Origin of the sequence: Marinomonas lutimaris (assembly GCF_019426345.1) — a bacterium.
GTDB classification, from domain to species: domain Bacteria; phylum Pseudomonadota; class Gammaproteobacteria; order Pseudomonadales; family Marinomonadaceae; genus Marinomonas; species Marinomonas lutimaris.
Map to the genome: position 1 here is coordinate 60,809 of NZ_JAHLLW010000007.1, position 13,609 is coordinate 74,417.

General features: G+C 43.7%; 12 protein-coding genes. 6 read left to right on the forward strand and 6 right to left on the reverse strand.

Translation table 11 applies throughout. The annotated features are described in order from the left end of the window. Window position 1: 1 nt before the first annotated feature. Entirely contained in the window at window positions 2-502 is a 501-nt protein-coding gene (locus KPL72_RS10080) for a GNAT family N-acetyltransferase (protein ID WP_219702637.1), read from the forward strand. 95 nt (window positions 503-597) lie between these two features. Here KPL72_RS10080 and KPL72_RS10085 read toward each other — a convergent pair whose 3' ends face one another. After that, on the reverse strand, window positions 598-1,449 hold the full coding sequence (locus tag KPL72_RS10085; protein WP_219702638.1) for a thymidylate synthase: 852 nt from the start codon (window positions 1,447-1,449) through the stop codon (window positions 598-600). Between the two features lie 163 nt (window positions 1,450-1,612). Between KPL72_RS10085 and folA the strand changes: the two genes are divergently transcribed. Then, window positions 1,613-2,122: a type 3 dihydrofolate reductase gene (gene folA / locus KPL72_RS10090; protein WP_100187632.1), complete on the forward strand. Its 510-nt coding sequence runs from the start codon at window positions 1,613-1,615 to the stop codon at window positions 2,120-2,122. Window positions 2,123-2,128: 6 nt separating this feature from the next. Continuing rightward, on the forward strand, window positions 2,129-2,554 hold the full coding sequence (locus KPL72_RS10095) for a secondary thiamine-phosphate synthase enzyme YjbQ (RefSeq protein WP_219702639.1): 426 nt from the start codon (window positions 2,129-2,131) through the stop codon (window positions 2,552-2,554). A 109-nt stretch (window positions 2,555-2,663) separates the two neighbouring features. On the opposite strand, the gene KPL72_RS10100 is transcribed toward KPL72_RS10095, so the two are convergent. The 3 genes from KPL72_RS10100 to ilvD form a co-directional block, all read right to left on the reverse strand. Further along, on the reverse strand, window positions 2,664-3,887 hold the full coding sequence (locus KPL72_RS10100) for a PAS domain-containing protein (RefSeq protein ID WP_219702640.1): 1,224 nt from the start codon (window positions 3,885-3,887) through the stop codon (window positions 2,664-2,666). A 22-nt stretch (window positions 3,888-3,909) separates the two neighbouring features. Then, complete coding sequence (locus KPL72_RS10105; RefSeq protein ID WP_212916434.1) at window positions 3,910-4,752, reverse strand: 23S rRNA (adenine(2030)-N(6))-methyltransferase RlmJ; 843 nt, start codon at window positions 4,750-4,752, stop codon at window positions 3,910-3,912. Between the two features lie 94 nt (window positions 4,753-4,846). Next, entirely contained in the window at window positions 4,847-6,691 is a 1,845-nt protein-coding gene (gene ilvD, locus KPL72_RS10110; RefSeq protein WP_219702641.1) for a dihydroxy-acid dehydratase, read from the reverse strand. Between the two features lie 161 nt (window positions 6,692-6,852). Here ilvD and KPL72_RS10115 point away from each other — a divergent pair, with 161 nt between their 5' ends. Next, entirely contained in the window at window positions 6,853-8,073 is a 1,221-nt protein-coding gene (locus KPL72_RS10115) for an EAL and HDOD domain-containing protein (protein WP_219702642.1), read from the forward strand. A 566-nt stretch (window positions 8,074-8,639) separates the two neighbouring features. Here KPL72_RS10115 and fdxA read toward each other — a convergent pair. Both fdxA and mutS read right to left on the reverse strand, forming a co-directional pair. Continuing rightward, window positions 8,640-8,963 (reverse strand): ferredoxin FdxA, encoded by a 324-nt coding sequence (gene fdxA / locus KPL72_RS10120; RefSeq protein WP_012071401.1) that lies wholly within the window; start codon window positions 8,961-8,963, stop codon window positions 8,640-8,642. Between the two features lie 161 nt (window positions 8,964-9,124). Then, window positions 9,125-11,776: a DNA mismatch repair protein MutS gene (mutS, locus tag KPL72_RS10125; protein WP_219702643.1), complete on the reverse strand. Its 2,652-nt coding sequence runs from the start codon at window positions 11,774-11,776 to the stop codon at window positions 9,125-9,127. 78 nt (window positions 11,777-11,854) lie between these two features. Here mutS and KPL72_RS10130 point away from each other — a divergent pair, with 78 nt between their 5' ends. Both KPL72_RS10130 and recA read left to right on the forward strand, forming a co-directional pair. After that, window positions 11,855-12,355 carry a CinA family protein gene (locus KPL72_RS10130; RefSeq protein ID WP_219702644.1) on the forward strand — a complete coding sequence of 167 codons (501 nt, stop codon included), beginning with the start codon at window positions 11,855-11,857 and terminating at the stop codon, window positions 12,353-12,355. 104 nt (window positions 12,356-12,459) lie between these two features. Beyond that, on the forward strand, window positions 12,460-13,536 hold the full coding sequence (gene recA, locus KPL72_RS10135) for a recombinase RecA (RefSeq protein ID WP_212916429.1): 1,077 nt from the start codon (window positions 12,460-12,462) through the stop codon (window positions 13,534-13,536). Window positions 13,537-13,609 lie beyond the last annotated feature (73 nt).

Here is a 13,609-nt window from a genome sequence, read left to right on the forward strand (position 1 = left end):
TATGACACTCCTAGTTAGAGAAGCGCAAGTAAAAGATGCACTAGGCATAGTCAATATTTTGAACCCTATTATCGAGGAAGGCATTTTTACCATACTTGATATTACTTTTTCGGTAGAAGAGGAAGAGCAATTTATTCAAGACTTCCCTGAGAGAGGTGTGTTTCATGTGGCGTTAAATAAAGAGACTTCAAACGTCGTTGGCTTTCAAAATGTCGAGCCGTTTGCTGCCTATACTCATGCTTTTGATCATGTTGGTATTATCGGCACTTTCGTTGATGCTAGCTGCAGAAGGCAAGGCGTTGCATCGAGTTTATTCGAAGCGACTTTCAACTTAGCGAGATCAAAAGGTTATGAGAAGTTATTTGCCTACGTCAGAGAGGATAATCCAAACGCTTTAGCGACGTATTTAAAACAAGGCTTTGAAGTCGTTGGAACTGCAAAAAAGCATGCTAAAGTTTGTGGTCAATACATTGATGAGATTTTGATAGAAAAGTTCTTATAGGATTAATCTATCCACAAAAAATAACGTCAATAAAAAAACGGCAAACCAATATTGGTTTGCCGTTTTGCTTTTAGGTCTCTTGAGCCAAGAGTCGCTTACACTGAGAAAGGGTAGGCGATAGGCTCGTGGAATTGGTAGCCTTCGATTTCAAAGTCACCCATGGTTACCCAAGTTTCTATGTCTTTTAAAGATTTTATCTCTGGGTTGATTTTTAAAGTTGGCAGAGGGTAAGGCTCGCGCTTTAGTTGTACGTCACGCATTAGTTCTAGCTGATCTTCATAGATGTGAGCGTTTACTATCTTATGAAAGGCTTTGCCCGGCTTTTTACCAGTGATTTGCGCAACGATGGCAAGCAATACGTACACCTGAACCATGTTGAAGTTTAACCCAAGCGGCACATCACAGCTGCGCTGTGTGCTGTTTAGATAAAGCGTATCACCAAGCAATGAAAAGTGATGGCTGTACATACAAGGACGAAGACAAGCCATGTGGAACGCGCCAGGGTGATAAAAAGTGAGGATTTCCCCACGGTTATCCACACCACGGCTTAGGTCATCAATAATTTGTTTTAATAAGTCGATATGACCACCGTCTGGTTTTGGGAAGTGACGGCCAATAGCACCGTAACAAAGTCCCATGTCATCTTCGCCTTTACGGTAAGGGTTATTTAGCCAAGCTTCGTTGGCGTTGGCGTTGGCATCCCATGTTTTTGTGCCCAGCGCACGAAAGTCTGCCGCGTTATCGTAGCCTCTTAAATAACCAATAATTTCCGCAATGGCCGATTTCCAGTAGCTTTTGCGCGTGGTGACGAGAGGGAATTCGCCTTTGCTTACATCATAGGTGAGGTCGGCATTAATAACGGTCAGGCAGCGCTTGCCAGTTCGCTCGTTACTCACCCATTCACCTTCGTTGACGATGCGGTTGCAAAGATCTAAATACTGTTTCATAAAAAATGCCTTGTCTGTTTTTCCGGATGACGTTTGCTAGTGCAGGTTAAGAAATGCAATCTGGATCGTCATGGGTATAATAAATGTCATTGATTATATCAGAAGCCTTTGCTCTTGGATTGTCAGAGCAAAGAAGAGCCAAGATTTTTACGCAGGTTGTTTTATGTTGTCACTTATTGTTGCTATGTCTACGAACCGAACCATCGGTATTAATAACTCCTTGCCTTGGCATTTGCCAAATGATCTTAAATACTTTAAGCAAGCGACGATGGGAAAGCCCATTGTCATGGGACGTAAAACTTTTGAATCGATTGGCAAGCCATTGCCAGGTCGTCGCAATATTGTCATTAGTCGTGATCCAGCTTATCAAGCAGAGGGGATTGATGTGGTGACGACATTGGAAGATGCCATTTCCCTTGGTGAAGATATTTGCTTAGTCAATGGTCAAGAAGAAGTCATGGTAATAGGCGGTGCGCAAATTTATCAACTTGCGCTTGAGCGCGCAGATCGTTTGTACATTACTCATGTGGATGCTGAAGTAAAAGGCGATGCGTTTTTTCCAGAAGTAGATTGGCCATCGTTTACCCTAATAGGTGAAGAAGCGTTCGCCGCTGAAGGACCAAATCCTTACGACTACCGTTTTTCTGTTTACCAAAGAACCAGCGCAGAGTAATTCATTATGTGGCAGCAAGTAGAAGTTCAATTGCCAGCGATGCGTCGAGGTTTTCATTTGATCACTGATCAGGTGGAAGAAGCCCTAGCGAAGCTATCGCCAGTTTCCATTGGTTTGTTGCATGTTCAATTGCTTCACACTTCGGCATCTTTGACGATAAACGAAAATGCCGATCCTTCTGTTCGCCGAGATATGGAAAAACATTTTTCTCATATGGTGCCAGAAGATCAGCCCTATTATGAGCATATTTATGAAGGCAGCGACGACATGCCTGCGCACATTAAGGCTAGCATGTTGGGCTCATCCCTGACGATTCCTATTCGGGATAAGAGGCTGTGTTTAGGTATTTGGCAAGGCGTTTATTTAGGCGAACACCGTGATCATGGTGGGGCTAGGCGGATTGTTTTAACGCTGCAAGGTGAGCCTTGTTAGAGACTCCACGAGCAGGTCTCTATTTATTGTTTAAATAGACAGCAGTTCTTCGATAAAAATTAAAACGCCGCATTTGAGAATGCGGCGTTTTTGTTTTGATAGCTTGAATTTAGTTAACGACGATCTGTTTACAAGAGGCTTGCCCGTCTTCAACAGCTTGGTTTGCGCTAAGTGCTAGTTCTTCTATCGTTTCACCATCTTCTGGAAAGGCTGCGATACCAATGCAGAAATCCATAGGATCTGAATTGCCTTCAAACAAAGCTGAACTTTCACTTTCTGTCGGGTTGATGATGTGTTTTAGCAGGTTTTTCGCATCTTTTACGCTGGTATTAGGTAGCAACAACAGCAGTTTATCAGGCTCTACTCGTGCTAATACATCGGCCTCGCGTATCTTTTTATAGATATAGCGAGCGGAAGTTTGAATGGCTATATTACGTGCTTCCATTGGGAGCTTGCTTAGGCGATCATTAGCATCAAGGTTGATTTTCGCCATGGTTAAAGGCGTATATTGACGTTTCGCTAAGCCTAGTTGCTTTTTAAAATGTGTCAGCGCTGCGCCACGAGTCAATAGCCCTGTTAGTTCATCAAAGGTGGCTTGATTGCGAAGATGTTCTTCTAATGCTTTCTGGTGGCTAATATCTACCATGAAGCCAATGATCTTCTTGATGCTACCATCTGGTCCTTTTGTGTAGCTTCTGCCGCGCTCTTTTACCCACAGGTAACGTTGGTCACCAGTCAAGATTCGATATTCTACTTCATAGTAATCCTGATTTAGCGCGACATGTTCATTGACTATGGTGGCCAATTTTTTTACATCATCAGGATGAACGAGTGCGTGCCATTCAGTGGTTGAGCGTGGTGTTTTATCAAGTGGATAATTCAATAGTGTCGCAATGGATTTTGAGCAAGATACTAAATCAGACTCAGTTTCCCATATCCATAATCCCGCAGAAGATTCAGTCAGTGCGAATTTGAGTAGGGTGTTTTCGGCAGCAGAAAGATCCATATGATCAGTATTGTAAACACAGGCCAAAACCGTTTCGCCAAGATGACGCATCTCAAGCTGCATATTGATTAGCTTATCACCAACACGGATTAAGCTTTCACAGCGTTCAATGCTACCGCTTTTAACCTTGTTGTTGAGTGTCTGCCAATCTTCTGAAGAGACGGCGTCCTCGCAAAGGGATTCCCATGTGTTGGAAGGTGTCGCATTAAAATTTTCAAATAAAATTTCAAAGTTGCGATTGTATGATATTAGCTTGCCTGTGCTGCTTTCTATTATAAAAGCGGGCGTTGGCATGTACTTAAACGCGAGTTCGAAAGGCGTGTTCATGACGCGCTCCTCTATAATATAGCTATTCAGGGGTAATCCAAGTTACTTGGTAACCCGCTTCATTATCTTCTGCTAGCAACTTGCTGAGCACTGGCAAAAATTCCTTGGCTTCTTTTTCTAGAGTCCAAGGTGGATTGACGATAATCATACCGCTTCCTGCCATACCACGCTCTTCTTCTGTGTTTCTAATGCACAACTCAAGCAAAAGCACATTACGAATATTGGTTGTCTTCACCGATTTTAAGAGATCGTCAGCTTGTCTGCGGTTTAATACCGGATACCAAATGGCATAAGTGCCTTGAGGAAAGCGTTTGTAACCATCTTCTAATGCTTGAACCACATATTGGTAATCTTTTTTCACCTCATAAGGCGGATCCATTAGAACGAATCCACGCTTTTGCGGTGGTGGCAACATGGCTTTTACTGCAGCAAAACCATTGTCTTTGACGACATTGGCTTTACGCTTATTTGGAAAAAGCGCCGCTAAAATTGGGTAATCGTTTGGGTGCAGCTCACATAAGTGTAGTTTGTCTTTTTGACGAACGTAATAATCGACAATCTTAGGGCTGCCTGGGTAAAACTCTAAGGTATCTGTTGGGTTCATCTCGCGGACGATGTCTAATAGATTTTCCAATGGTTCAGGAAGGTTATCTTCGGTTAGCAGTCGTGCAATACCTGAGTGAAATTCTTTGTTCTTTTGCGCCTGCTCAGAGTTTAGCGAATATTGACCAATGCCAGCGTGTGTATCCAAATAGAAAAAGGGCGCGTCTTTTTTTATAAAATGGCGACATATTTGACTGACCGTCAAATGTTTTAAAATATCAGCGTGGTTGCCTGCATGATAAATATGGCGATAGCTGAGCATTGTTTTTCCTGTGGTAAGATATTGGGTTGTGAATGAAAAAGGCCGCAACGCCTGTATTTGGCAAAGCGGCCTTTTGCGTATTACTTTTTAGATATTAGTCGATTTGACTAATATCACGTACCGCTCCTTTGTCCGCACTAGTTGCAAAGTGAGCATACACTTTTAGTGCAGGAGAAACTTTACGTGGGCGCACTTCAACTGGTTTCCATGCGCTCGCGCCTTTAGCATTCATGACGTCGCGGCGGTTTTGTAGCTCTTCATCGCTAAGCAAAACATTTATCGTACGGTTTGGAATATCGATCAAAATACGGTCACCATTTTCAACTAGACCGATTGCGCCGCCAGCAGCCGCTTCAGGAGAAACGTGGCCGATAGACAGGCCAGATGTACCACCAGAGAAACGGCCGTCGGTTAGTAGTGCACAGGCTTTTCCTAACCCTTTAGACTTAATGTAAGACGTTGGGTAAAGCATTTCTTGCATGCCTGGGCCGCCTTTAGGGCCTTCGTAGCGAACAATGACAATGTCACCAGCTTCCACTTTATCATCGAGAATGTTCTTAACCGCTTCGTCTTGAGATTCCGTTACGTGAGTACGGCCTTCAAACACAAGAATTGATTCGTCTACACCGGCACTTTTTACAACACAACCATCAAGAGCGATGTTGCCATAAAGTACGGCTAAGCCACCTTCGAGGGAAAAAGCGTTTTCGATAGAGCGAATGCAGCCTTCTGCACGATCACCATCTAGAGAAGGCCAGCGAGTAGATTGGCTGAACGCGGTTTGCGTTGGAATGCCAGCAGGTCCTGCTTTATAAAACTCTATGACCTCAGGAGTCGGTGAACGCATAATATCCCATGTCTCTAATGCTTCGAGCATGGTTTTTGAATGCACAGTGTTACATTGGTTATGCAAAATCCCTGCGCGATCCAGCTCACCTAGCAAGGCAAAAATACCACCGGCACGGTGTACGTCTTCAACGTGGTATTTCGGTGAGTTTGGCGCTACTTTGCATAGTTGAGGCACTTTACGAGACAAGCGATCAATGTCTTGCATGGTGAAATCAACACCTGCTTCATTGGCAATTGCCAATAAGTGCAAGATAGTGTTGGTTGAGCCGCCCATGGCGATGTCTAAAGTCATGGCATTTTCAAAGGCTTCGAAGCTTGCAATAGCGCGTGGTGCCCAGTTTGCTTCATCGTTTTCGTAGAAACGTTTAGTGATGTCTACGATGCGACGACCAGCATCTAAAAACAAACGGCGACGATCTGAATGGGTCGCTAATGTTGTGCCGTTGCCCGGCAAGCTTAGACCAAGTGCTTCGGTTAAGCAGTTCATTGAGTTCGCGGTAAACATGCCAGAACAAGAACCACAGGTTGGGCACGCTGAGCGTTCGTATTCGGCAACTTTTTCATCTGTTGCCGTAGGGTCAGCAGCGATAACCATGGCATCGACTAGGTCAAGTTTGTTCTCGGAAAGTTTGGTTTTGCCCGCCTCCATTGGACCGCCAGATACAAAAATTACCGGAATGTTTAGGCGCATAGCGGCCATTAGCATCCCAGGTGTGATTTTGTCACAGTTAGAAATACAAACCATGGCATCGGCGCAATGGGCATTAACCATATATTCAACAGAATCTGCGATCAGATCACGAGATGGAAGGCTGTAAAGCATGCCGTCATGACCCATGGCGATACCGTCGTCGACAGCGATAGTGTTAAATTCTTTCGCTACACCACCTGCGGCTTCAATTTCACGAGCGACCAGTTGGCCCATGTCTTTAAGATGTACATGACCTGGTACAAATTGAGTGAAAGAGTTGACCACTGCTATGATTGGCTTTTGAAAATCATCGTCTGTCATTCCTGTTGCACGCCATAGAGCGCGAGCTCCGGCCATATTACGGCCTGAGGTGGTTGTCTTGGAACGGTATATTGGCATTATTTTCCCCACAGATTTTTGCTTTATTGTGCTTTATGTAGTTGTCCACATTTAATGAGTCCATGTTACCAAGATTATTGCCTATGCCCAATGGCAATTTTTAGGCAATATTGAGACACTGTACAAATCAATACTGATACTTTTATTGAAATGGAAACGATATGGCCGAAAATGTACTATCAGCCCACTCTAATGTCGCATTGGCAAGACAGCCAATAGTAGACAGTCGCCTTGCTGTAATGGGGTATGAACTTCTTTACCGCAAAAATATTTTTGCGGCGCAGGCTGATGTCATTGATGAGGTTGGCGCAACGGCTCAGGTTATTGCTGCTAGTCTTTTTGAGCTTGGTATGGAAAACCTTGTGGGGACAAGTAAGGCGTTTATTAATTTTCCTCGGGCTTATCTGTTAAGCCACAGTGGTATGCCTATCAATAAAGAAAATATCGTGGTTGAAGTGTTGGAAGGTTCGGGCTTTGATGCCATTTTATTGTCGTCTTTACGTCGCTGGGTAAAAGATGGTTGCTCCATCGCATTAGACGATTTTGTGTTTGATAGTAAGTTAACACCTTTTATTGAACTAGCGGACTACATTAAATTAGATGTTCAGGCTTTAGGTCGAGATAATTTCCATCAGCAAGTTGAGGCGCTAAGGGGCTTTAGTATTAAAATTATTGCTGAGAAAGTTGAGACGTGGGAAGACTATCAATTTTGCCGTTTGCTAGGCGTTGAATATTTTCAGGGCTACTTTTTTGAAAAGCCTGAGCTGGTATCTAGCAAAGCGTCTAAAGTGAACAGCATGACACTATTGCGCTTGATGTCATCGCTTTTAAATACTTCTACTTTAAGTGTCGACGATCTAGAGCGAATCGTTAGTCAAGATGCGGGGCTGGTTCATAAGTTACTGCGTTATTTGAATTCTCCAGTGACAGGGCTTGTTGCTTCTGTTGATTCTGTGCGTTTGGCTATTATGCTGATCGGTGTGGAGAAACTAAAATCGCTAACAAATTTGCTATTAATGTCTGAGATGGTAGGTGATAGACATGTTTTGCTCGAGCAAATCATGGTGCGTGCAAAACATGCTGAGTTGTTTGCCCAAAGCCGAGGTTATAACAATCAGGATAAATATTTCTTAGCGGGAATGTTATCGATGATTGATGTTTGCACAGGTATGCAATTAGACGAAGTACTTGGTGAGCTGCCTTTGCCTAGCGAGTTTATCAACGCCATTGTGCACCGATCTGGAAGAGTGGGTAATGCGCTTGATCTGGTTGAGCACTATGGTAACGGTCATACCATCAAGAATCCTCAAGACTTAGAAGATTTGAAACAGACCTATTTAGACGCGATCAAGTGGACTGACGAGTTTCTTGTTGCTATATGACTCTGTATGGTTGAATGAATAATCAAGGTTTGTAGTCCTTTTCTTACATGCCTGTAGGCGTTTCCCGTTTGTTACGTGGCTAAATGTCATATCTCTCTGTAATTTTTGTTTATCTTGTTGATTTTTAAGTAAATATTTCTGTTTTATCGTTTTTTTGAAAAGTTGATATATTTTTTCAAGCTGGTAAATTGAGTCTTATCCAAACGGAATTCATGGATGAAAAGCGCATGAAGTGCTTATTGATATACCATAGATGGTGTTGAGGATTGAGCTTGGATGTTCAAGAACAATGGATTGTTCAAAGGAATAACGTGGTTTGATGGATTGCACCATGCGATAAGGATAGTTTGGATGCTTCATGATGAAGCGAACAGTGATGTTTTAACTCATCGGAAGAGTTGCTTGACAGGATGTTAGCAAAAAGCAGGGTTGCCAATAGGCGCCCTTTTTTTTGTCTAAAATTTATCATACGTCGATTTTCATCGGTATGAAAGTTAAGCATAAAAAAAGCGACTCAAGAGTCGCTTTTTTACATTCTTGGCTTTGAAATTTGCTACACAGTTAAATTAGCGCTCTAAATGCTCTAATTTATCTTCAACACCATCCCACTGAGCGGCATCAGGGAGTGCGTCTTTTTTCTCTGCAATGTTTGGCCAGATCAAAGATAAGTCTCTGTTCAATTCTACGAACACTTCTTGGTCTTCAGGCAATTCATCTTCAGAAAAGATGGCATTGGCTGGACATTCAGGTTCACACAATGCGCAGTCGATACACTCGTCAGGATTGATGGCTAAAAAGTTAGGGCCTTCGTAGAAGCAGTCCACAGGACAAACTTCAACACAGTCAGTGTATTTGCAGCGAATGCAGTTATCGGTAACGATGAAAGCCATTCGACTTCTCCTTACAAGGTATAAAAATGATTGCGCACTATTTTAGAGGTATAGGCCATTTGGCGGCAAGCAACAATCGTAAAAAGTCTACATTTATCTGCTATTAGCTTATATCGACAGCAGCTTATATCGAGACCTTTTGTAAAGGTCTCGATAACGTATTACAGCTGAGATTTTAGTTTGTAAAGGGCGCTAATGGCTTCTAACGGCGTCATATTATCTAAATCTAGCTCTTCAAGGGCATTTTTCAAGGCATTTTGTTCTGCTTGAGCAAACATATCCACTTGTTGGGGCTGATAGCCATTCTTGCTTTCTTTGATCAAGTGCTGCTTGGCGTTAACTTTAGTTGAGCTTGAATCTGTCTTGGTTTCTATGGTCTTTGTATCGAGATCAATGCCAGTAACCACTTCTAGCTCTTTAAGCTTTTGCTTGGCGTGCCCAATAACATCACGAGGAACGCCTGCCAGTTGCGCAACTTGTAAGCCATATGATTGACTTGCTGGGCCTTCATGTACCTTATGTAAGAAGACGATTTCATCTTCGTACTCTGTTGCTGTTAAGTGAACGTTGGCCGCGTTTTCTAATTGGTCAGCTAATGTAGTAAGTTCAAAATAATGCGTTGCGAACAACACGTAGCATTTTAACTTATTGGCTAAATAGTCGACTGCAGCCCAAGCCAATGATAAACCATCAAATGTACTGGTGCCGCGTCCGACTTCATCCATCAAGACCAAGCTGTTTTTGCTGGCGTTATTGAGGATGTTTGCCGTTTCTGTCATTTCCACCATGAAGGTTGAACGACCGCCAGCAAGATCGTCAGATGAGCCCATGCGCGTAAAGATTCGATCGACCACTGAAATAGACGCCGATTCAGCTGGCACAAAACAACCTGTATGCGCTAACAATGTGATGAGAGCGATTTGGCGCATGTAAGTCGATTTACCACCCATGTTAGGGCCAGTAATCATCAGTAGTGAGCGTTTATCATTCAGATCAAGGTCGTTTGGCACGAAAGGTTCTGAAATAACTGATTCCACCACAGGATGGCGTCCACCGATGATTTGAATACCACCTCGATTGTGTAATTCAGGGCAGGTAAAGCTAAGCACGTTAGCTCTTTCTGCAAAGTTGTTTAGTACATCGAGTTGCGCCAAGGCTTGGCTGGTGGTTTGTAGCTCACCTAAAATTTCATTAAGTTGCTCTAGAAGTGCTTCGTAAAGCTCTTTTTCTCTAGCAAGAGATTTGGATTTAGCACTCAGTGCTTTGTCCTCAAAAGCTTTTAATTCTGGTGTGATAAAACGTTCGGCATTTTTTAGCGTCTGGCGACGAATGTATTCCACCGGTGCCTGATCGGAATGCAGACGACTAATTTCGATGTAATAGCCATGAACACGATTAAAACCGACTTTTAATGAGCTGATGCCTGTACGGGCCTTTTCGCTGCGCTCCATTTCTGCAAGAAAGTCTGTAGCATTGGTGGATAGCGCTAGAAGCTCATCTAACTCTTCATCGTAGCCTTTGGCAAAAATACCGCCATCACGAACAACCGATGGTGGGTTTTCGACAAGGGCTTTTGCCAACGTATCTGTGACAGTGGGTTGTGCCAGAATGCGCTGATTGAGCTCTTGTAAGCGTTCAGATGTTGCGTTTGCCAGTAAATTGTTTATTTCTGGTGCAGCTTCAAGGGCAAATCGCAGACGCAATAAATCTCTCGGACGGGCAGAGCGTAAGGCGACTCGTGACAATATGCGTTCTAAATCGCCGACTTTTTTAAGCGGCGCTTCAAAAACATCATAGGTTTGGTTTTGTTGTAACTCCGCGACGACTTGTTGGCGAGCCTGAATTTCGTTCAAATCACGAATTGGCGTGTGTAACCAGCGTTTTAACAAGCGGCTGCCCATTGGTGTAGAGCATTTATCGAGAACTTCTACGACTGTATTGCTGGTACCGCCAGTAAGGTTGATATCGATTTCTAAGTTGCGTCTAGTCGCTCCATCAATCAGAACCGAATCGTCTTTATGCTCTACCATGATGGATTGAATGTGCGGTAAAGCAGAGCGTTGAGTATCTTTAGCGTATTGAAGTAAAGCACCTGCAGACGCAATAGCGGCTGTCATGGCCTCACAACCAAAACCAGACAAATCTTTGGTGTTGAATTGCTGAATCAATTGGCGGTAACTGGATTCATAATCGAAGTGCCAAGGGCCAAGTTCAGAGATGCCTTTTTCCAGCTTCAGTGTCTTTCGTGCAGGGAAATCTTCAGAGATCAAAATTTCTCTCGGTGACAAACGCTGTAATTCACTAGAAAGCGCTTCGTGACCATCTACTTCAAATAAGCAAAAACGGCCACTGGCCATATCTAAATAAGAGAAACCAAAAATATCGAGCCCTTTGCGGGATTGATGAGCAAGTGAAAGCAGAAGGTTTTCGCGTTTCTCTTCCAGGAATGCTTCATCACTAATGGTACCTGGCGTTACGATGCGAGCGATTTGGCGTTCAACTGGACCTTTGCTGGTGGCTGGATCGCCCGTCTGCTCAGCCACAACAACGGACTCGCCCATACGAACTAAGCGCGCAATGTAGTTTTCCGCAGCGTGATAGGGAATACCAGCCATAGGAATCGGCATGCCACCAGAATGACCGCGAGCCGTGAGTGTAATATCAAGCAACTGGGAAGCGCGTTTGGCGTCATCGTAGAAAAGCTCGTAAAAATCTCCCATGCGATAAAATAGCAGTTGGTTTGGGTGCTGAGACTTAAGGCCGAAGTATTGGCGCATCATCGGTGTATGATTATCTGCTGGTGTTTTGCTCATTCGGGAAGCTCGATTGTGATCCAAAAAATAGACGGGTATTCTACGGGATATTTTCCTAGGATTTAAGGGATAATGATAATGAATCAAATGCAAAAAATGACACAAGCTGCGCAACAAGCCAGCGAACTCTTACAAGCAAGAGGGTTTTTACTCGTCACGGCGGAGTCTTGCTCTGGTGGGTTGATTGGTGCGGTATGCACGGAAATAGCTGGCAGCTCGTCGTGGTTTTTTGGTGGTGTGATCAGCTATGCCAATGAAGCTAAGATACGCGGTTTGTCGGTAAAAGAAGAAACCCTGTCATCTTTTGGCGCCGTGTCTGAGCAAACAGTGAAAGAGATGTGTGCTGGCGCCTTACAATTAGGCGGTGACATTTCTGTTGCTGTTAGTGGTGTGGCAGGTCCTGGGGGCGGCTCGCTAGAAAAGCCTGTAGGCTGTGTTTATATTGGCTGGCAATTACGCGGACAAGAAGCCAAAGTTGAGCGTTTTCAGTTTTCTGGGGATCGTCAAGCGGTAAGAGAAGCGACTGTTTTAGCTGCTCTTCATGGTGTGGAAGAGATGCTTGAAAGCGGTGAAAAATAATACTGTTTTTATATACAGTATTTCTTGAGATTACCTAAAAAAAACGATAGAGTTACCAACAACGACAATTAGTCACAACGAAAAGTAGCCACAAGGATTTCATAATGTCATCTATTGCAGACAACAAGAAAAAGGCGCTGGATGCAGCGCTGTCTCAAATCGAGCGTCAATTTGGTAAAGGCGCCATCATGAAGATGGGCGAAGGTGCCAAGCTTGATATTGATACGGTTTCTACTGGATCGTTAGGTCTGGATATTGCGCTAGGTGCGGGTGGTCTTCCTTATGGTCGTATTTGTGAAATCTACGGACCAGAGTCCTCAGGTAAAACAACATTAACACTGAGTGTTATTGCAGAAGCTCAGAAGCAAGGTAAAACGTGTGCCTTTATTGATGCTGAACACGCTCTCGACCCTTCTTATGCAGAAAAGCTTGGTGTAAACATTGCCGATCTTTTGATCTCTCAGCCAGACACGGGTGAGCAAGCGCTTGAAATCGTTGACATGTTGGTACGTTCAAACAGCGTTGACGTTATTATCGTCGACTCTGTAGCGGCTTTGGTTCCTAAGTCTGAAATTGAAGGCGAAATGGGGAGTTCTTCTGTTGGTGTTCAAGCACGTTTGCTTTCTCAAGCAATGCGTAAATTGACCGGTTCTATCAAGAACGCCAACTGCCTTGTTATCTTCATCAACCAAATTCGTATGAAAATTGGTGTGATGTTCGGCTCTCCAGAAACGACTACGGGTGGTAACGCACTTAAGTTCTACTCTTCTGTCCGTTTGGATATTCGTCGTATAGGCTCAGTGAAGCAGGGCGATGAAGTGATTGGTAATGAAACCCGCGTTAAAGTAGTGAAAAACAAAATTGCGCCGCCATTTAAACAGGCTGAATTCCAAATCATGTATGGTGCTGGTATTTACCGCATGGGCGAAGTCATCGACCTAGGGGTTAAGCAAGGCTTTGTTGATAAAGCGGGCGCTTGGTACGCTTACAATGGCAATAAAATTGGTCAGGGTAAAGCGAACGCAGCTCAATTTTTAGCTGATAACCCTGAGATGGCGAAAGAAATTGAAGCTAAGATCCGTGAAGATTTATTGCCTAAAACAGTTAAGGCAGACGCCAAACCTAACGGCAAAGAAACCGACGTTGAAGCAGACGAAGAAGCAGAACAACTAGATTTCTAAACTTTTCTAGCAAACATAATACTTTTTAAAAGCAGGTCTTGTACCTGCTTTTTTTGTTTTTGTAGAGAGTACG